Annotated in this window: 13 protein-coding genes and 5 pseudogenes; 8 read left to right on the plus strand and 10 right to left on the minus strand. The window is 58.7% G+C overall.

Annotated elements, in window-relative coordinates:
* Positions 1 to 22: 22 nt before the first annotated feature.
* Positions 23 to 991, minus strand: coding sequence for a glycosyltransferase family 10 domain-containing protein (locus NKH42_RS12350; RefSeq protein WP_352493678.1), 969 nt, complete (start codon positions 989 to 991; stop codon positions 23 to 25).
* A gap of 536 nt (positions 992 to 1,527) precedes the next feature.
* On the opposite strand from NKH42_RS12350, the gene NKH42_RS12355 reads away from it, so the two are divergent.
* Positions 1,528 to 2,652 (plus strand): site-specific integrase, encoded by a 1,125-nt coding sequence (locus NKH42_RS12355; protein ID WP_352974130.1) that lies wholly within the window; start codon positions 1,528 to 1,530, stop codon positions 2,650 to 2,652.
* A gap of 241 nt (positions 2,653 to 2,893) precedes the next feature.
* Here the strand turns inward: NKH42_RS12355 and NKH42_RS12360 are convergent, their stop codons facing one another.
* Positions 2,894 to 4,555, minus strand: coding sequence for a tannase/feruloyl esterase family alpha/beta hydrolase (locus tag NKH42_RS12360; RefSeq protein ID WP_352711118.1), 1,662 nt, complete (start codon positions 4,553 to 4,555; stop codon positions 2,894 to 2,896).
* A 191-nt stretch (positions 4,556 to 4,746) separates the two neighbouring features.
* Between NKH42_RS12360 and NKH42_RS12365 the strand changes: the two are divergent.
* Positions 4,747 to 5,066 (plus strand): annotated as a pseudogene (locus tag NKH42_RS12365) (integrase); the annotation flags it as partial.
* Between the two features lie 2 nt (positions 5,067 to 5,068).
* Here the strand turns inward: NKH42_RS12365 and NKH42_RS12370 are convergent.
* The 4 genes and pseudogenes from NKH42_RS12370 to nadE all read right to left on the minus strand — a co-directional run.
* Positions 5,069 to 5,326: an aminopeptidase gene (locus NKH42_RS12370; protein WP_352453904.1), complete on the minus strand. Its 258-nt coding sequence runs from the start codon at positions 5,324 to 5,326 to the stop codon at positions 5,069 to 5,071.
* A gap of 55 nt (positions 5,327 to 5,381) precedes the next feature.
* On the minus strand, positions 5,382 to 5,576 hold the full coding sequence (locus NKH42_RS12375; protein WP_352823476.1) for an aminopeptidase: 195 nt from the start codon (positions 5,574 to 5,576) through the stop codon (positions 5,382 to 5,384).
* A 410-nt stretch (positions 5,577 to 5,986) separates the two neighbouring features.
* Positions 5,987 to 7,069, minus strand: a complete 1,083-nt coding sequence (locus NKH42_RS12380; RefSeq protein ID WP_352711124.1) for a sensor histidine kinase — start codon at positions 7,067 to 7,069, stop codon at positions 5,987 to 5,989.
* Between the two features lie 404 nt (positions 7,070 to 7,473).
* Positions 7,474 to 7,805: pseudogene (gene nadE, locus NKH42_RS12385) on the minus strand (NAD(+) synthase); the annotation flags it as partial.
* Positions 7,806 to 8,818: 1,013 nt separating this feature from the next.
* On the opposite strand from nadE, the gene NKH42_RS12390 reads away from it, so the two are divergent.
* Entirely contained in the window at positions 8,819 to 10,885 is a 2,067-nt protein-coding gene (locus NKH42_RS12390; protein ID WP_352493622.1) for a carbamoyltransferase family protein, read from the plus strand.
* 107 nt (positions 10,886 to 10,992) lie between these two features.
* Here NKH42_RS12390 and NKH42_RS12395 read toward each other — a convergent pair whose 3' ends face one another.
* The gene (locus NKH42_RS12395; RefSeq protein WP_352942701.1) at positions 10,993 to 11,148 is read right to left on the minus strand and encodes a hypothetical protein; all 156 of its coding nucleotides are present in this window, start codon (positions 11,146 to 11,148) and stop codon (positions 10,993 to 10,995) included.
* Positions 11,149 to 11,467: 319 nt separating this feature from the next.
* Here NKH42_RS12395 and NKH42_RS12400 point away from each other — a divergent pair, with 319 nt between their 5' ends.
* The 3 genes from NKH42_RS12400 (at position 11,468) to NKH42_RS12410 (ending at position 13,913) form a co-directional block, all read left to right on the plus strand.
* Complete coding sequence (locus NKH42_RS12400) at positions 11,468 to 12,652, plus strand: glycosyltransferase family 9 protein (RefSeq protein ID WP_352974132.1); 1,185 nt, start codon at positions 11,468 to 11,470, stop codon at positions 12,650 to 12,652.
* Positions 12,653 to 13,118: 466 nt separating this feature from the next.
* The gene (locus tag NKH42_RS12405; protein ID WP_352493107.1) at positions 13,119 to 13,403 is read left to right on the plus strand and encodes a type II toxin-antitoxin system TacA family antitoxin; all 285 of its coding nucleotides are present in this window, start codon (positions 13,119 to 13,121) and stop codon (positions 13,401 to 13,403) included.
* Entirely contained in the window at positions 13,404 to 13,913 is a 510-nt protein-coding gene (locus NKH42_RS12410) for a GNAT family N-acetyltransferase (protein ID WP_352453588.1), read from the plus strand.
* Positions 13,914 to 14,126: 213 nt separating this feature from the next.
* Here NKH42_RS12410 and NKH42_RS12415 read toward each other — a convergent pair whose 3' ends face one another.
* Positions 14,127 to 14,435, minus strand: a complete 309-nt coding sequence (locus NKH42_RS12415) for a hypothetical protein (RefSeq protein WP_352690169.1) — start codon at positions 14,433 to 14,435, stop codon at positions 14,127 to 14,129.
* Between the two features lie 56 nt (positions 14,436 to 14,491).
* Positions 14,492 to 15,347, minus strand: a pseudogene (locus tag NKH42_RS12420) (class I tRNA ligase family protein); the annotation flags it as partial.
* A 512-nt stretch (positions 15,348 to 15,859) separates the two neighbouring features.
* Here NKH42_RS12420 and NKH42_RS12425 point away from each other — a divergent pair.
* Together NKH42_RS12425 and NKH42_RS12430 are read left to right on the plus strand one after the other, a co-directional pair.
* Complete coding sequence (locus tag NKH42_RS12425) at positions 15,860 to 17,506, plus strand: MFS transporter (RefSeq protein ID WP_352508099.1); 1,647 nt, start codon at positions 15,860 to 15,862, stop codon at positions 17,504 to 17,506.
* Between the two features lie 766 nt (positions 17,507 to 18,272).
* Positions 18,273 to 18,521, plus strand: a pseudogene (locus NKH42_RS12430) (hypothetical protein); the annotation flags it as partial.
* Positions 18,522 to 18,530: 9 nt separating this feature from the next.
* Here the strand turns inward: NKH42_RS12430 and nolL are convergent.
* Positions 18,531 to 19,599 (minus strand): annotated as a pseudogene (nolL, locus tag NKH42_RS12435) (nodulation factor fucose acetyltransferase NolL).
* Positions 19,600 to 20,146: the final 547 nt, after the last annotated feature.

Consider the following 20,146-nt stretch of genomic DNA (forward strand, 5'->3'; position numbering starts at 1 on the left):
GCGAAGCGAGCGTTGGAGTACTTCATTCGTCTCTCCCAAAATCGACCGCAGGCGAACCGATGTGTATAACTTCCGGCGGTAAGGGTTTATCGTGAACGCTTTCGATGAAGCCCGCGAGATAAGCAAACGTATTGTATTTCTCAAGAACCAACCGCTTCGCCTCTTGTATTGCGCCGCGACGCTCCTTCCAGAGGTCCGAGTCGATGATTTCTTGAATTTTTTGGATTACGTTCTTGTCCTCTGGGTCAATCAGAACCATTGAGTCGGAAGGGAAGAACCTCGTGATTGCCGGGCTGCCGTAATAGATCGGCATTGTTTCAGCAACGAAGCAGTCCATAAGCTTCTCTGTAAAATAGTAATCAGCACGAGTATTCTCGAAAGCTATACTGTAACGGTACGGTGCGAGTGCGTCCCATTTATCTCCAATCAGCCGAAAACCTCGGCCGAACAGGTCAAAATCGAGCTCCTCTCTCAGCCGTTCCAGAAACGCCAGCCGATATCGATGCCCTTTAAGCAGGGCGATGTTACTGGTAATCCATGAGAGCCGAAGCGGCTTGTCCACGACTTCGCTGACCAGAAGTTGGTCATATGTCTTTGTTACAGACCAAGACCGAGTGATAGGTGGAGACAAAACGAATCGGCGCTCTGCATTCTGCCGAGCAGCCAGCTCTGCGTCAGACGTCAGGACGATGGTATTTTTCCCCTGCCCTTCATGAAATGCGCGATGAGCTTTCGTCGGCGGTTCGCCGATTGCAAAAATTGTCCTGTTTGGACTCGCCTCGATATCAACAGGGAGCCCAAAAATAGAAGCAGAGTTAAAGACAATATGCCAATCGGGCGCGAAGGATGTCCTGCGTACAAAAGCGACATTGTTCCAGATTCCACTGCCCTTTGGAGTGAGATGGTGGATTGCATCATCCAAAACGCCCCAAGAATCCAGACATGTAGCAACAATGGGCGCCGGACGTTCCGTCAACAATTTGGTCGACAAAGCAGTTCCACCCCATTCACTTCCGTTGGACCGGGAGCAACTCGTGCATCGGGCGCAAGACCTCTCTGCGCCTGAAATAGCTCGCGATCCTGATCGGTATCAAACACACGATTCTGTGCGACTTCGCGATTCTGTGCGACTTCGCGCCATTCGACAACTCATCTCTAAGACCGCGGGAATCCCTTCACTCGTGAAGGTACTCAATCGCCATTTCGGATTGCGGTAAGACTGGGCAGCATAAACCTTCCGGGACCCGCTGTCGAGGCAATTGTCGCTTTGCACCTAACCAGGTTCTTCCTCACTTTGTGTGGTGATCAGGCCGGTTGAGTGGCAGCATGCGTGCCCTCTAAAATATGGAAGTTGACTACATTCTTATTATTAATCGGGATATACGACCAGTTTAGAGGCGGCTCGCCTCTCACAGGCGACGTTTGCAGCGGCGACGGCAGATCGAGATATTGGCGGGTTGATGCTGGGGCTTTGTCCGAAATCTGTGGTCCGATTTCGGACGAAGTGACGGTCAAGATGTCCGAAATATGCTACGAATTTCGGACAAGCTTCACACACAAAGCGCCGCGGCTTTGCCCGACATCATCGATATCGTCATGCAGATGGGCGATGCCGACCTAGCCTCGTCCCCTCCCCTTCCAGCCATTGCCAATTCCAGCCTGCCTGCGCAGCTTGAGGCGCTCGCCGGCCGCGCGCGCGATTATATCGAGGCGGCGAGTTCGGCCAACACGCGCCGCGCCTACGCAGCCGACTGGAAGCATTTTTCGAGCTGGTGCCGGCGCCAAGGCATCGAGATGTTCCCGCCCGATCCTGAGGTCGTCGGGCTCTATATCGCCGCCTGCGCGTCAGGTACGGCCACTGGCGACAAAAAGCCTAACACCGTTTCAACCATCGAGCGCCGGCTTTCGTCGCTCTCCTGGAATTTTGCCCAGCGCGGCCAGCCGCTGGACCGCAAGGACCGGCATATCGCCACGGTGATGGCTGGCGTTCGCAACACCCACGCCTCCCCTCCCCGGCAGAAGGAAGCGATCCTGCCCGAGGATCTGATCGCCATGCTCGAGACCCTCGACCGCGGCACGCTGCGTGGTCTGCGCGACCGCGCCATGCTGCTTTTGGGTTTCGCCGGCGGCCTTCGCCGATCCGAAATCGTCGGCCTCGACGTCGGCAGGGATCAGACCGAGGACGGGCGCGGCTGGGTCGAGATTTTTGCCGATAAGGGTCTGCTTGTCACATTGCGCGGCAAAACCGGCTGGCGCGAGGTCGAAATCGGCCGCGGCTCCTCCGACGCCACCTGCCCTGTGGTCGCTCTGCAGACCTGGCTAAGACTGGCGCGCATTGCGCACGGACCGCTGTTTCGGCGCGTTGCTGGTCAAGGCAGAGCCGTCGGCGCCGATCGGCTTAACGACCAGGAAGTTGCGCGGCTGGTCAAGCGCACGGCGCTCGCAGCCGGCGTGCGTGGCGATCTGTCGGAGGGCGAACGCGGTCAAAAGTTTGCTGGCCATTCGCTGCGCGCCGGCCTCGCCTCGTCGGCCGAGGTCGACGAGCGCTATGTGCAAAAGCAGCTCGGTCACGCCTCGGCCGAGATGACGCGAAAGTATCAGCGCCGGCGCGATCGTTTCCGCGTCAATCTCACCAAGGCGTCCGGGCTCTGATGCCCCCGTTTTGTCCGCTGGGATGAGGCGGTCAGGTCTCAGGCGATAACAATTACCTCATCGAGCACAGCGAGCGCTTGTCCAGACTATCGGCGGCCGACGCTTCGTAGTCAGGCATGATCATCAACTGCGTTATGGCACGGCCCACAAATTCCGGGTTTAGCTTTTCCAACCGATCCTTGGTCCGGGAGACCTGTTCCGGGAATGCGCGCAGATTGAAGCGAACAAATGACGAGGTCTCTTATCCCCGACACGAATAGCTCGCGATCTCATCGGGATTTCCCTTACCGCCATAGGCAGCTTGAGTGGGATAAGCGCAGATCGGCTGGTGCTTGCCGGGGAATGCCTTGCTGCCAGCCGCGAGAGAATCCGGAGCCTTGTCTTGGTTTATCCAGCCCTCGATGGCGGCCAAAGGATCAAAGTCGTCGAAGGCTTGGCCATCGCCGCAGTGGGTCATCCCCGGGATTATGAACATGCGCACGAAACGGCGAGCCGCTTCCAAATCGCCGCCGCTTGTGACCTCGACGACTTGCTTGTACCAGCGCACCAGATCGTTGGCTGAGAAGACCGGATCGGAAAGTCCCTGAAACAAGAGCAGCTTTCCACCGTGGGCAGCGAAGCTGGCGAGATACGTGCCGGTCGCATCATTGAGCTTGGCCGTATCCGCAACGCGTGCCGGATCCTTGTCGAAGTCGAACTTCAGGGGGTCAAAATTCGGCGCCGGGGGCGTCATGAAGTAGTATTGAAGCGAGCGGGCTCCCAGAACGATGTTATTTGCATCCGACTGGGAAGTGGGGGAATTGCCCAGCTTCCACATTCTCCAGTCCGCGCCCGCAACGCCCGTATCATATGGCCAATCGCTGTAAAGCTTTTCGCCATCGGAGCTTTCCGGACCCGCGAACGCGCGGCTCATGGCCTGCACTTGACCAGCCGTGAGGCAGCTGTCCGTCTTATCGCCTTGGCAGGACAGGACCTTTGGGTCGAACCGGCACTGCTGCCAGGCGTTGATGACGCCATCCTCAATGCCATCGCGGGCATCACAGGCAGCGAGAACCGCCTTGGCGACGATGTTCAGATCCTGCTGGGAGAAGGCGCGGGATAGAATGGGATGGCCGGCCTCATCCTTGGGAGCGATGCTCATGTACTGGCGAGTATCCCAGGCTTCGGCAATGTTGGCGGCACTGAGACGAAAACCCGGGCTACCTGCAACAATGCCGTCGAACTCGAGCGGATATCGCTGAGCCGCTATCAACGCCTCACGACCGCCATTCGAGCATCCCATGAACACCGACTTTTTCGGAGCCGCCCCATAGAACTTGGCAATCACCTGCTTCGAGACCGAAGTGACTTTGCCAATGGAGGCGTACGCAAAATCAATGCGTGCGGCTTGATCGACCCCGAAAGCCGGATCGGGGCTTGGGTGCCCGCCATCCATGCTTACAACAGCGTAGCCGCGCAAGAGCCCGGGAGCCGCGGTCGAGTTCCGGCAAGGAATGGTCCCGACGGCCGGCGCCAGGAAGCCATCAACTGCGCCGCCGCCCTGGAAAAGGAACATGTCGTTCCAGGTCGTCGGAAGACGCACCTCAAACCGGGTGCCATATGATTGACCATCGACCCCCTGGCGTTTCCCGATAACACCTCGGACAAGGCAGTGCCCGCCCACTTTTACCGCCTGAGGCGAGGCGCCGGTGAATGCAGTGAAGGGATCTGCGGGGATCTCCTGCGGCTTTTGAAGGCTAGCCTCGGTAAAGATCACGCTTGGAATTTTGAGCTTGGCGATGGACCGGCACGCCTGATCCGACGCGTTTGCCGCCAGTGCAGGCGCACATACACATATGATCGCCAACATCAGTGCCAGCGTGCACCCGCGGTCCCGCAGCTTGAGCCCGTTAGCCAAGAACATACCCATCCTCCCTGGATGCGCCCGATAGCCCGAAAGCTGATCGCATTGGTAGCTAGTTGTGAGCTTTCAGTAGGTTGTCCATCCGGTCCGAACCGGGAAAGCTGAGATTGTCGAAGCTTCAGTGACTCCAGGGGGACCGGATGAACATCCATAAGAATACCGGTCTGACGCCGCTCGGTCGAGAGCGGATTTTTTGCGCCTGGGCGCGCCGGCAGCACCTCGAGGTGTTGCCGCCTGATCCGCAGACCGTCGGCCTCTACATCACGGCCTGTGCATCCAGAAAGGTTACAGGAGACAAGAAACCAAACTCTGTGGCGACGATCGAGCGCCGTCTCTCCTCCGTGGCGTGGAATTATACGCAGCGTGGCGAGCCGCTCGATCGAAAGGACCGCCATATATCGCCACCGTGCCCGCCGGCATCCGTAACAGCCACGCAAAACCGTCTGTGCAGAATGAGGCCATACTTCCCGAAGACCTGATCGCCATGCTGGAGACGGTGCTCCGCAAGACCCATCAGGTCGCCCCAGGCCAGAGCAACCGGCTCGTCCCCGGGGAGGACGAAACGGTCGACCACTCCGCTTGTTCGACTTGTGTTCGGGCGACTATCCCCGCTTCTATGCATCGCGCTTCGGCGCGGCGAGCTTTGTCCAACGCGCCAAGCCTTTGAACCGAATCGCTGTAGACGGAAGTCGCGGCGAGCTTCGCGTTGTTGATCGGAGCATCGAACCAGGCGTCGTATCCGCGGTATCCACCCCATCGTCTGTCGCGCAATCTGTTGGTAGCGCGTCCTCAGCCGTTCGATCGCGGCCGTCTTTGCCGCAAACTATTATATGGCGGCCGCCGATGCCATTCGGGCGCGCAATATCTCAGGGGTTGAAGGATCGTCGATCAGTTTTCCGATGTCTTGGCGGGCCGCGATGATCTGCACATGACCCTGCAAAGATTGCGCGTAGTAGGAATACTGGTGCAACTGGTCACCCCAGGCGTCAGGATAATCGTAGAACCAATCGAACGAATGCACGCATCGCGGTTTGCCTACAGCACTGCTCTCCTGTCCCGATAGCGCAAATTCGCGGTTACCTCCGGCCACGAACAGTCGGACCAATTTTATTTGTAGGTTAGACCTTCGTCCTCGGCAAGATTGGCCAAGCGATGACTCGCTGCTGAATTGCCGGCCCGCGCGTGATGAGCGCGAAGGCGTCAGGTGCCCCCGCCGTCAAGACTCAAGCCGCAACGCAATCAGGCGGGAGTGGCTTCCGCTAGGTGGGGATGGACTGGCCGCCGAAGTCAGAAGCAGCAAGCCTGGAGCATAATGGAAGACCTCGACCATGTGAAGCAGGCCGTGAAGGGCGACCTAGCCTATTTGCAGCCACCTGCTCAAAGCCGCGACATGAAGCCAGCCGCCAGCCTGCTATGTTCGACAGCAACCGTTCAGCTTGCTGCCGCCGACCGCTTGAAAACGATGGTCACCTTCGTCCCTTTGTTGGCGCTGGACTCGACGGCGAGCTGCGCCTTGGCGTTCTCGGTCAGCGAGCGCGCGATCAGCGCTCCGAGCTTGCCTGGCTTGGGCCACGTCTCGCCTTCCGGCAGGCCGACTCCGTCGTCCGCCACTATAACCCGGCAGCCGTCGCCATTGACGATGCTGTGCAGCGTTATCGTGCCGCCATCGCGTCCTTTGAACGCATGCTTCAGTGAATTGGTCAGCAGTTCGTTCACGACCAGTCCCGCCGGCATGGCGACGTTTATTGACACGGGATATGTATCCACCTTCATATCCAGGCGGATCCCCTCGACTGCATGCGAGCTCATCACCGCGGACGCGATCTGGCTGAGATAGACGCCAAGATCGACCTCCTCCTTCGGCTCGTCGGCCGTTAGCGTCTGGTAGAGGATCGCCAGAGCGTCGACGCGACCGGCGAGCCGCTCAAACCGTCTCCGGTCGGCCTCGGTCGCGTTGCGGCTTTCCAGCCGGATCAGCGCGGTGATCATCTGCAGGTTGTTCTTCACCCGGTGCTGCAGTTCGCGCAGCAGCGTGTCTTTCTCGCTGACACGCTCCTCCACCGAGCGCTCATCTCCCGCCTCGCCATGGGCGGATACGTCGACCAGGGCCACCAGTCGGAAGCACACCTTGCCGTTGTCGTCTTCGATCACGTTGGAATAAACGTCGACGATCGCCGGCTTGTCCTCGTTGCGCTCCAGCCTGAAAGTGCCGACCAAATCGGTTCCCTCGACCACCGCCTCGGCTAGCGGCCTGTCCTTTTGCTGATGGAGGCCCGTCCCTAAAAGGGCCGCCCAGTTTTCTTGGGTGAGCCTGGCGGCCATCAGGCCTGAGAGTTTCTCGAATTCCGGATTGGCGTAAACCACGCGCTCCTCAGCGGCAAGGTCCGAAACGGCTATCGCGATCGGCACCTGGTCAAGGAATTTCTTGAACTGTTCGCTTTCCAGTGCGGTTGCAAGGTCAGGTGTATCAAGCAACTGCTCGACCGCCTCGGCCTTCTCTGAATCCGGTGTCATTTGCGCGCCTGTTCCGTGCGGAGAATATCAACAATGCGGCGAGCCCGCCATCGCCAAAACTGGAGCTGCATCTCACGTTTCGCATCACGCATCTGACAACCAGCTCTGCATCGCGTAACGGCCGCACGTCTAGCATTGCGACCGGCCGAAGGAGAGCGGCAAGGATCGGCTACAATCCGGGTGCCTGGAATGTCGAAGCGACCGGTCAAGTGGGTACGCTGCGGAAGATCGATAGAGCAGGCATTCAGGGAGAATGAGTTCGCGTGCCGGCCTCGGCGATACGTGCCGACACTGTCAACCTCATGACCGCATGCGGGCTGAAAGAGCAGCGCTTCGCTCCAGCGGTAATTCAGGCCGCTAGCTGCCTAACTGCGGCAAGCCCATCGATCGTGTATGTTGAGACGCTATTGCCGATGCCTAAATATCGAACCCGTCATGGCAATCGTTGTGACGGGAAGCGCTCGCTTATGGGCTGTGCTGGAATGCGCATGAAGTATACGCCTGTGCGCCGCTTCGTTGATCTCTTGGCCTTCGAGGAAGTCGTCAATCTCATCGTATGTGAGACCGGGACGAGGTTCTCCAGGTCGGCGGTCGGGATCTTTTCAACAAGATCAGACGGAGCGCCCAGATACACTGCCAAGGCGCGAACTCTGCGCTTGTTCAGCCCGGAAAGAGGAAGAATGTCTGCGGCACCATCGCCGAACTTGGTGAAGAAGCCCATCAAGGCCTCGGCTGCTTCGAAGCGACTTCTGAAAAAGAAGTGTGGGTTTGCTCTCATACCCTTTGCTGAAAAATGTTGTCATAGAGCGCATGGAATGCCACGCGCTTCGAATCGGAGTAGCCATCCGGGAAGCCTGAAGCCCCTTTGAAGCGCATGTCCGGCAGCTATTCATAGTGTGGATGACTTTGATCGAAACAAACGATTTCATAACTCTTCGGAAATCTTGCATGGACAAAAGCACGTCCGCACCGATCACCCATCCAAAGGAGAAAATCTTCCATGCGCCCTGACGTGCAGTGGAGGTCGTGCCGAGAAGTGAGTTGCAACTGGCCGATCATGTCGGCGGTTCGACGCTAGTCGTCCCCAATGTTCCTGAGCTGCGAAGTCTTGCAGGCGAGCCAGCTGCCCAGCGCGATTCTGCTTGTGGCGGGCTTTTTGCCGCAGGCAGTCCGCTCGTTTGGGCAGCGGATTGGAGACCCGGCCGGCAGCGCTACCATACAACATCAGCGCACTTTACATCTACGCGGTATTGCCGGGCTTCCAGTCGGTGCCATGTTTGGCCGACGAATGACGCGATGCGGCCTCCTGCACAAGCGAAGGCGTTATCGGATGTGCGACCGGGAAGCAGGCGGACAGTGCAGCACATGTCACTCGCCTGTGCGACGGTCTTTCGGGGAATGAAATCGGGCCAGTTCACGGCGCGGCATTATTCGTCAACAGCCGCCCCTTCGCAAGGATATAGGCAGCCCGCGTCACAAGTTCGTGCTGCAGATGAAAACGGCATCGCCGGCATGCAAGTCAGCAGCCGCTCAAGATTCGATGATCCAGCCAAGCTCTCGGCGTCATGGAACGGCAGGCGCCACGATCGAAGCATCTCATGTTGATTCAGGCGGACCCTTATGAGGCGTTCTTTGATGCCGGTGATGCCTGACAGGCGGTTGCAGCTGCAAGCGACAACGCGGCCTATTTAGTTGGAAACGGTCTGAGGCAGGCCAATTTGGCTTGCCCATCACTATGTGGAGAAAGAAATGCTGTGTCTAGGAATTAGCGGCGGACTTGACCAAGTCCATGAAAACCGATTCGAGCTTCGGAACGCCTTTATGCACGATGGCGCCGCGGTGCTCGTCCGAGACGGACGGGTGATAGCAGCCGTCGAAGAGGAACGCCTCAATCGGATGAAACACTCCAACAAGCTCCCAATTCGTTCGATTCAATACTGTCTGTCAGCGGCGGGGGTTCAGCTCAACGACATTGATCGTGTCGCGCTCTACGCCAGCGAGCCCTATGCCAACGCCATGCTTGAAGGTATGTCCGCATCCCACCCGGACATTCTCTCCATTCCGTTGGATGCTAAAACGTTGGTGCAGGATCTGTTAACGCGTGAGTTCGGCACTAAGTTGGACAGTTCGCGTATTTCATTCGTAAGTCATCATCAGGCGCACGCCGTGAGCGCCTTTGCAATGTCGGGCTTCGAACAAAGTCTCATTCTAGCGATTGATGGCTCTGGTGATTTCCTATCGGGCCTCTTGGCGGTAGGGTCTGGCACAGAAATTACGCAACTCGAGGCTTTCCCCGAGAACAATTCTCTTGGGCTGTTTTATCTCGAGACGATCCGCTATCTCGGCTACGGCTTGTTCGACGAGTATAAGGTAATGGGACTCGCGCCCTACGGCGACCCCGCTCCCTATCGCGAGCTCTTCGAGCAGTTCTACGAGCTCTCCGCCAACGGCGGTGGCTACCGTGTTCACCTCGACCGCATCGGTCCGGCGTTGCTCCGCAATATCGAGGTCAGGCGAAAGGGAATGCCCTTCACCCAGCAGCATCGAGATGTGAGTGCGTCACTGCAGGAAGCGCTTGAGCGGATCGTGTTCCACATTCTCCGGCATCACCGTGAGGCCACCGGCATGAAGCGGTTGTGCCTGGCGGGGGGGGTGGCCCACAACTGCACGATGAACGGTAAGCTGCTGTATTCAGGGCTTTTCGAAGACATTTTCGTGCAACCCGCGTCTCACGACGCTGGCTGCGCATTGGGAGCTGCGCTGATAGTCTCTAACGAGATGGGCCGCCCCGCGCCGTGTGAGCGACTGCAGGAGGTCTATTGGGGTCCTGATCTCGGGAGCGAGCGCGCCGTGCAACAGGAACTGAATGCATGGGCCGGACATCTCGAGGTTGAACGCTCTGATGACGTGGCAAGCAGTGCAGCCGACTGGATCGCCAACGGCGCCGTGATCGGCTGGGTGCAGGGTCGTTCGGAGTTTGGGCCACGTGCGCTGGGCAACCGCAGCATTCTTGCCGACCCTCGGCCCGCCGCAAACAAGGACCGGATCAATGCGATGGTCAAGAAGCGCGAAGGCTATCGGCCCTTCGCGCCATCTGTGCTGGAGGAGGATGCGAGCGAATTTTTCGACCTCCCGGACGGTAGGCACGAATTTCCATTCATGAATTTCGTCGTTCGCGTGCGTGACTCAAAGCGCGCCTTGCTCGGTGCCATCACGCACGTCGACGGTACCGCTCGCCTGCAAACAGTATCGCGCAACGCCAATCCCGCGTACTGGGAGGTCATCAATGCGTTCAAGAAGCGCACAGGCACTCCAATTCTGCTCAATACGTCCTTTAACAACAATGCCGAACCGATCGTGGATTCGGTTGCAGACGCGATTGCCACCTTTCTGACGACAGAGCTGGATGGACTTGTGGTCGGGCCCTTCCTGGTAAAAAAGCGGGCTGCAACGCTGCAGGATTGGACTGCGCTTGCGGTTTCGTTGCCGCCCTATGTGTCCCTCCATCAAACCCGCGCTTACAAAGCGCCAGATCGTCGGGAGACTCACTGCGAGATCAGCACGACCCACTTCAGCAGTGACAGTGTACGAATTTCACACGACTTGTTTAATCTGCTGATGCGGATTGAGGGCGAAGCCATGTTGGGAGATCTCCTCAATACAATTGCGCCGGATCAGGCTAAGCGTGACGCTGTGATGGAGGGCCTGCGACGACTGTGGGAGCAGCGCCTCGTTCGGTTGCATCCCTCACAAGCTGCTCGCATGGATCAAGACTGCGATCAAACGCTGGACCAGCATAACAGGCTCTCAGCGTGATAGGGATGCCGCTATCCAAGCTCGGCGAATAAAGGTGTTCATCGACGCCGCCTGCCCGCCCACCGGTGGCTGGCGGTCGACTTCATCACAGGGTTGATTCGTCCACTTCATGTTGGACGACGCGGACGCGCAGAAAAAAGCGCCTGCGGCGGGTCCTTTGTAACCACCATGATGCGGGACCACAGCGACAGGGCGTGCCGGAGACGGTCAATCCGGCCGGCGATGTCGTCGCCGGCGGCGACGGTCTCATTCAGGATCAGCATCGACCAAAGAGCGAGGCCACAGCCGTTATGCTCGAGATCTGGGGACGGCGGCTTGGCGAACGCCGTCTACTCGGCGTTTCTCGAACTCACTGCATGCAAGACCGTGACGAAGCCCTTCACATTGCGGGTCGGGACATAGCTGGCTTCTTGGCGCGCTACCACCGCTAGAGATGCAGACTTCGCCCGACAGCTCCTGCTGGAGCGCGGCTTGGATCTGATGGCAGAATTCTTGCGGAGACGCGGACAAGTGGGGAGCACTCCAACCCTACACACGCGTCACTGGGCTATCAGTGTTGACCGTATAATCTTCGGAATGGCAATGGCATATTTTACAAAGCACGACGGCAATCAAATTATATACCGCAGCTGGGAAGAGCCGGAACAGTCAAGCGCAAGGATGAGAATTTTGGTCCTCAAGCTTGATCATGTCGGCGACTTTTGGATGTCTCTAGGGCCCCTAAAGGACCTTCGTCAGCGTTTTGCGCATGCCCACATTACGCTGGTGGTGGGAAGCTGGAACATCGCTACTGCAAAACAGTTCGACCTCGCCGACGATCACATTGCTTTTGACTTTTTTCCTCGCAACCCAAAAGTCAAAACGCGCAAAGAAGCCGCCGACATAAGGCCGCTGCTGACCGGCGAGTTTGATCTTGCCATTGATATGCGTGTTCCGGAAGAAACAAGGCCCATCTTGCTTGAAGTCCCCGCCAGGCACCGTGCGGCGATAGTTGATCCGTACAGCATGCATCAGATCGATATTGCGATACCGCCATTCAATCTGAAACTGCGCAGAACCATTTTCTACAAGCTGGTCCAAAAAATAGGGCTTGCTAACAAAATCCCCCGTAGATGGCTTGATTGGTTCATTGAACGTAAGCAGGTGCGTCTCCAGCATGTGTCAGAAATCCTCCTCTTTCTGGTCGCAAAGGCAGCTGCCTATTTCGAAAGCGGAGCGGGTCACCCACAGAATTCGACTACAGGCAATGCCCCGATTGTCGTGGCTCCGTTCTCCAATTCCAGCCTGCGAGATTGGCCGATTGAAAGTTTTGGCAAAGTTGTCGCTGCTCTTTCGACCCGTGGTGAGGTGGTCCTCGTTGGCCGTGGCGAATGCCTGGAAGCGCTTGAGGAGGTTGCGAAGATAGCTAGGGAACGTGGAGCCGCGAACATTCGGACGGCTGTCGACTTGTCAGAATTGGAATTCAATTGTCTCGTGAATTCGGCCGCGCTCGTCGTTTCGAACAATTCAGGCACCGGCCATGTCGCTGCCCAGCTTGGCCGCCCTACTATCGGCATTTTCACGGCGTCACATCTACCGGAGATTTGGGGGTTTCGAGGTCCCTTGGTCAGCATGCTTATGAGTGTTATTGAATGTCGCGGATGTGGTCTGGACCAAGTGCGGCATTGTCCGGTCAAAGTCCGATGCAAGTTCGACATCACGCCGGATCTCGTGATTGCCGAGGTAAACGCCTTGATGAATCATTGTAAGGGTACGGCACAAGCTTAGTGGCTCGCGGTCACCACAACCGCGATTGCCCGGACCGCAGTGGCGATGTCACATTGGCCGACAGGTGGCATAGAGCGGCGCCTGAGAATGAAAGTGCCGCCGCCCAGCCTTCATAGCCGTTCCTCCTTTGTGGCGTGACGGCCCGAAAGTCGCCATCGCGTCAGATGTTTATCAGGTTCGGGATAGCCGGGGCTGGTCCGGCGACAGTCATGGCAGCGACTTCGCTTCTGGACCCGCTCATCCGGCCGCCAAAAACAAATGCGCTTCCTAAGCGGTAATTGATCCGCCGGAGCTGACCAAAGCCACCTTGCTCTGGGTTGCGGCAATGGCGACTGGGGCGAGAAGCCGAGAAGAACCGATGCGGCGAGAAATCCTGAGACCATCCGCCACGAGACGTCGCCAGGGAACGTAGTATTGCGTTCCGCGTTACACTAACGTATATACGTCCGCAGCACAGGAGCGCGCCATGGCCACCACACCCACCAGGAAGGAAGCACCCGTCTCGATGCGGTTTCGCGACGATGATCTCACCATCATCGACCGCGGCGCGGAGCTGCTCGGCCTGTCGCGCACGGAGTTCATGCGGCGCGCCGCGCTGCACGAGGCGCAGGCGGCCATCCTCAACGAAACCGTCATCCGCGTGTCCCCGGAAGCCTATGACGCCTTCATGCAGGCGATCTCAGCCCCGGCCGCTGCGCCCCCGGCGAAGGCGGCCGAACGGCTGCGTCGGTCCTCGCCCTGGGACCGCTAGGTGGCGCTTTCAGGCATCGAACTCCTCGACCACGCACACCGCCTCGACAGCTTCGATTGCGGCAAGCCGGCGCTCAATGCTTGGCTGGCCGGCTTCGCGCGAACGAACCAGGCCCGCGGGTTTACCCGCGTCCTGGTCGTTCACGACGAGGGAACAGTCGTCGGGTATTACGGCCTCGCGCCGGGCGTGATCCAGCCAAATAGCGCACCGCGCGCCATCCGCACCGGACGCCCGCCCGATCCGATCCCCTGCCTGCTGATCGGACAACTCGCCGTCGACCACCGCTATGCCGGACAAGGCGTCGGTAGCGGCTTGGTCAAGGACGCGCTGTATCGCTGCGTCGCTGGCGCCGACATCGTCGGCGGCCGCGCGGTGGTGGTGCGGGCGATCGACGCCGAGGCAGAGCGCTACTGGCAGAGCTGGGGCTTCATTCCCGCGCGGGACAATCCGTCGGTGCTCATGCGCTCGATCCAGGACGTGAGCCTCTGGCTGGCCGACAAAGGCCACTAGCTCCGCGCGCGTAGCGCCTCCGGAGCGGCAGGTCTGCGCGCCGGCCTGCCGCCGACCGGGCTCTAGTTGCGGCGTCCCGCCGCTCCCCGAGCCGGCTTCGCCGTCTCGGCGTTCGGGTGACCCCTCACGCAGGGCCAGAGGGAGACGGCGGTCAGAGCGAGGGAGCCCTGGAGAGAAGGGAAAGTCATGATGTCGATGATATTCATAGGGGGTTCACGCGAGATATTTGAGCTGCCGGAACCTGCCATCGCTCGGATCCGCCCAATCGTTGTTGCCGTGCACGGCGTGCTGATTGGCGACGCCTCTGGAGCCGATGCCGAGGCGCAGGGCCTGCTCGCGGGCTACGGCTACAAACATGTCGGGGTCTTCCATGCGGCCAAGGAACCCCGCAATGATCTGGGCGACTGGGCTGTACGCCGCCAAAGACCGGGAGATGGCGCGCGCCGATTTTGGGATGATAGTCTGGGACGGCGCATCACCCGGCACGGCCGTCAACGTGCTTCGGCTCGCCATGGCGAACAAGCCGAGGTCATCTACGATCTGGCCAGGGGCAGCATGGCGACTACGCACCATGTCGTCCCGGCGAGAAAGTCGTCATTGTCCGTGAGGGTGACCGCCGCCTCTACGGTGAGAATATTGATCGCCGGCAACTTATGGCGCCTGCCGACCTCAAATTCGTTGAAGTCGTGCGCCGGCGTGATCTTGACCGCGCCGCTGCCTTTCTCCGGATCAGAATACTCGTCCGCCACCACCGCGATCCTGCGGCCGACGATCGGCAGAGGATGAGGTTCTTGCCGACAAGATGCCGGAAACGCTCGTCGTCGGGATGCACCGCCGACCGCCATATCGCCCAGCATCGTCTCCGGGCGGGTCGTCGCCACGGTGATGAAGGTTTTAGGATTTTCCGGATCCAAAACCTCGCCCTCGACGGGGTAGCGGAAATGCCAGAGGTTGCCGTTGACCTCCTGCTGTTCGACCTCAAGGTCGGACTCGCGATCAAGAGCTTCGGGTCCCAGTTGACAAGCGCTTGTCCTTGTAGATCAGGCCTTTCCTTGTAGAGCGTGACGAACACTTCGAGCACCGCCTTGGATAGGCCCTCGTCCATGGTGAAACGTTCTCGGCTCCAGTCGGCCGAGGCCCCCAGCCGCTTCAACTGGTTGAAGATCGCGCCGCCGGATTCGGCTTTCCACTCCCAGACTTTCTCAATGAACTCGTCGCGCGTCAGGTCACGGCGGTGGATCTGCTTCTCCATAAGCTGGCGCTCGACCACCATCTGCGTGGCGATGCCGGCGTGATCCATGCCGGGCTGCCACAGCACGTTCTTGCCGCGCATGCGCTCGAAGCGCACCAGAATGTCCTGCAGCGTGTTGTTGAGCGCATGGCCATGTGCAGCGAGCCGGTGACGTTCGGTGGCGGGATGACGATGCTCAAGGCTTCCGCGCCCTCCTCGGCGCCTGCGCCGACACGAAACGTCTTTTACAAGCGTATTATGTTTTTTTGCGCATAGACCAACGAGTTGAACGGCGGCCCCATGAATCGCCGATGTGTAGGTCGGGCAAAGGCGCCCACCAGCTCGTACTTGTCAAGACGATGCCACCCTTGATCTTGCACCCGCCTCCGATACCAGCGATGCACTGCGTCGTATGCTCATGCCTGTCAGGATGGGATGGGCGCTGCTAGCACCGTGGCAGTTTGACAACCCGGCCATCGGGGCGGTAGCACCGTCCAAGGCCAAGAGTCGCAGGGCAGACCGCACCCCATCGGGCTGCGCGACCCAGACCAGCTGACGCCCAACTGGCACACTCATCGCGCATCGGCACCGTGGATGCGACATCTACTTTGTTGCGAGCGCGATATCGGAACTTGGTTGTGACGCAGCTGTGCGTAAGCGCACCGCTGTCAGCGAGTGAGTGAGTGAAAGAACTACGTGGTGGAGGTGAGAAGTCATGCGGCGTCAAGATTCCCCGCCCTTTGCGGCAAACACACTGATCCCTCTTCAGAATCCGGTCTTTCGTTCGATCTGGACAGCCACGCAGATATCCAGCCTTGGCTGGCTGGTGCAGAGCGTGGCTATAAGCTGGCTTATGGCAACGATTTCAGCCTCCGATCTGATGGTTGCGCTCGTGCAGGCTGCATCGACACTGCCCGCCTTCTTCTTGTCGATCCTTGCTGGAGCGATTGCAGACAGCTTCAGCCGCCGCGGCGTGATGCTTGCCGGACATTGCCTGATCGCACTGGCATCCACGGCGCTGGCTCTCTCTGTTGGACTCGGCTTTGTCAGTCCATGGCTGATCTTGGGACTGAGTTTCTTGGCGGGATGCGGCTTTGCCTTGAATGATCCAGCCTGGCACGCCTCGGTCGGCGACATCCTGGAAAAGCGCGACATACCCGCTGCAGTGACGCTGATGTCGGTGGGGTACAACGTGGTTCGGAGCATAGGACCGGCGCTGGGCGGTGTAATTTTGGCTTTGCTGGGCCCCCTTACGGCTTTCGCCTTCGCTGCGCTGACCGACCTGGTCCCGTTGAGCGCTGTGCTGCGCTCCAAGTGGCAAGTTCGCTCTTCGCCTCTTCCGCGCGAGCGGATGACGACGGCCATTCATGATGGCATGCGCTTCACGGCAATCTCCTCGGAGATCAGAGTGGCGATCGTGCGCGCAACCCTGTTCGGGCTGTCAAGCATCTCGATCCTTGCTCTGCTCCCCCTCGTGGTTCGCGACCAACTGGCGGGGGGGCCAATTGTTTACGGCGTCCTGTTAGCCGGCTTCGGCACAGGCGCCTTCATCGCGGGCATTGGCAATAGCTACTTGCGACGCATCACGTCCCAAAATCGATTGATCACGCTCGCATCCGTTGCTTGCGCAACGTGTTGCCTTTTACTGGCTCTCACATCATCGGTGGCTGTAGCAGCGATCGCGCTTGCAATCGCTGGCGCAGGCTGGGTTGTCACCTGGACCGGAACCGACGTGTGTGTGCAGTTGGCAAGCCCAAGGTGGGTCGTTGGTCGCACCCTGTCGATCTATTACGCCCTGACCTACGGCGGCATGGCAGCGGGCAGCTGGATCTGGGGTGCTGTCGCGCAGTACTATTCCCTGACGTGGGCTTTGGAAGGTGCTGCAGCGGCGCTGTTGCTGGTTGCAGCCGTGGGAAAGCTATTGCCGGTACGGCTATGGGAGGAATCGGATCAAGGGGCCTTCGACTTCAGGCCACCAGAACTGGCCCTCGATTTGAAGCCCAGGAGCGGCCCGATCGTGATCAAGGTGGAGTACTCGATACCCGAGGAGAATATCGAGGAATTTCTGAGCTGCATGCGCGAAAGGCGGCGCGTTCAGAGCCGTGCCGGTGCGCGGGACTGGACCCTCCAGCGCGATCTTCAGAACTCGACTCTTTGGACCGAGACATTCCGCACGCCGACATGGACGGACTATCTTCGTCTAAACCATCGGCTAACGGTGACTGACAGGGAGGTAGGCGAGCGCCTTGCCGCTCTGCAGGTCGGTGATTCTCCTCCTCGTCTCTCACTTTCGATCGAGCGGTCGACAAGCCCCGCCCCCGGCAGCCAAGTCCAGCCCGTGCCCTTTGTATCGCGCCCGTAAGGAAACCAGTAACTTTTCTGGGTTCGGACACGGGAATGGCCGAGACCTACTCCATCTTTAGTCGGGACTGCCCGGATTGCCATACGTTGCGGTCGGTTAGGCGAGCATGAGGATTTGTGTGGCACGTACGTCCACCACGGGCCCATGTCCAGCCCCACCGCCTCTGCCATCAGATCGGCTTGGGCACGGGTTCAGGTCGCCTGTCCCCCTGCATCGTGGCGAGCAGCGCGAGCAAGGGGGCGGAGGGGTCTCCCCGGTCTGCACGGAGCGAAGCGGGCAGACGGAGGAATCCGCCAGCGGCGACTTGCAGGGAGAGGGCCGCGCGCCTCTTTCCCTCCCTCACAAAACGTGCCGCCAAGCACGTTCACGTCGGCGCAGCCGTGCCGCAGAGCCGGCCGCAACAAAGAAGGCCCGCAAGGCGGAAGCATCGAAATGTCCGCCAGCGGGACCAATTCAGTTCGGTGCTGGAGAAAGCGGTTCAACAGGGCGGCCGTAGGAGCACCAGCATAGCGCCGTCGCCAGGCGCGATGCGGACCGACAGCCCCGACGAAGGGCGCTGATTGATCGACTGAAATTGGATCGGGTCATTTTATCAGCTGACATAATCCATGAATTTTTTACGATGCTTCAGCGCGCGCCTGGATTTTCTTCATTTAGCTGCAGCGAAGGTCCCGGTGATGCGGTGGAAGCGCACCCGGGGCATCTTGGACCTATTTGATGCAGCCATCCAGGACTGCTGCATTGCCACAGCAGTGGTCACAACATACTAGGCGGGCTTCTGGAGATGAACGCGACGATCGGTCAGACGCTCTTTCATTGGCTGCGGTCGGCGCCAGACGGTCGCGGAGCTTCAAATCTGATCGGGCTCCCGAGCGAATTGCCGTCCTACGAGCATTCGGGACCGATCCCGGCCTACAGGCACGCCTTACTTCGGGCGGCGGATCAAGTGATCCGTGAGGGGAATGCCACGCCGGCATGGCTCGCCAATGACTTCAATGCCAACTGTCGGCAGTCACATCATAAATTAAGCATAGCTCCGCGACACATATCCAAGGTGGCGCACAATCCTGCGAACTGTCATCGCTGTGACAACAATCGCCAAACCAAGCAAAGTGGCGAACTCTCGATTCTGCTCGCGAGATCCCAAAGCTCTCCGAACGGTATTAGATCCATGAAGCGAAACACGGCACCCTGAAGCAGGTAAAGCAGCAGTGTGCTCTGACCAAGCTCCAGCGCGACAAAGCGAGCTACGCGAGTTGAATAGCCAACTCTCCAGCATAGGAATATAAGCTGCATCGCCACTGCAGAAGTTGCTACCGAGCCAGCGAACATCAGCAACACTTGTTTGGCCGACTGTGCATCGTAGATCAAAACAAGATTGTTGTAGACGTACGTTTCCTTTCCCCAAACAAGAAAGCACGTGAAACGCAGCCATCGAAAGTAACACCACAAAAATAGCCTTGTGGCGCCTGATGCTAGCTGCCTGCCATCCGATCGGCTGCGCAAACAAGAACCCCAAACAAAAGAATGGGTATGTGTATCGTACCAACGGGGTTATTGACCACGGGACGGGCGCGAATGCGATCGCAATTGCAGATGCGCCTATGATCCACACCGACGAGCCATTGAAAGTCGTGAGCAACTTTATCAGGACGAAGGACGCGAAAGCTGCCCAGATGAACCAGTATGTGCCAATGAACTCCCTAAGAAAATCCAACATTCCACTGGTTAAACTGTTCGCCGAAGACATTACGGCGGCCTTCGATATCCAAATCAACGCACACCAAAAAAGCATTGGCAATGCTAGTTGCATTGCTCGATCACTGACGCCTTGAGGGAACGATTTGCGCAGAATCGCTCCCGAAGAAAGATATCCACTTATCGCCATAAACAGAGGCATGTGAAACATGTAGATCGACTTAAAATATGGCGACAGCCAAAAGTCGTCAGTGCCTCGATAGATAACATATTGTCCCAATTATCACCAATATAATGAGGACGCCTTTGGCGAAATCGAAGCTTAGGTCTCTGGCCTTTGTCCCTTCTGGGCACGGGTCGCGCCCCTTCGAACCGACTGTTTTGTGATTAAGCATCAGACCTCCAGCCGATATCCTGCCGTTACTGCTTCCACTTTGGTTCTAGAGTGGTTCACGCACGGCATCTTCGGATCCCATTCTGGATTGTCGCATCCCAATCCAGCCGGTAATGGAGAGGATGAGGGCCGCAGCACGACACAAGCGGAACAGGCCTGTTCTGGGTTAGAAGGCCCCAATATTTCCATTGAACTTCGTCCTCATCGCCTCAATAGCGGCAGTGCCGCCGCCTGGAATGTAGATCAACCGGAACTCAGGGCTCGCGCCGGCCAACTTCGATTGGTTTCGAATGGTCAAGCGGCGCCGGTCGTTCCATAAGCCTTCCTCAAGAAACGGGCGGTATCCGCTATTCTCTTTGGTCGGTAAAATCGATTGTGTTTATGGAACGCATGCGCACGATGGATACGTGCGCATCAGGCGCACGTGAGTGCCCACGGATAGGATTTTGCTTCGGGGGTCACCGTCCTTTCGTGACTCTTGCAGTGCATGGATGAGGCGGCAATTCCCGCGGTGCAGCACCTTTCGAGCGCGTGCCACAAAATCGCTG

Origin of the sequence: Mesorhizobium sp. M1142, from assembly GCF_040318565.1 — a bacterium.
GTDB lineage: Bacteria > Pseudomonadota > Alphaproteobacteria > Rhizobiales > Rhizobiaceae > Mesorhizobium.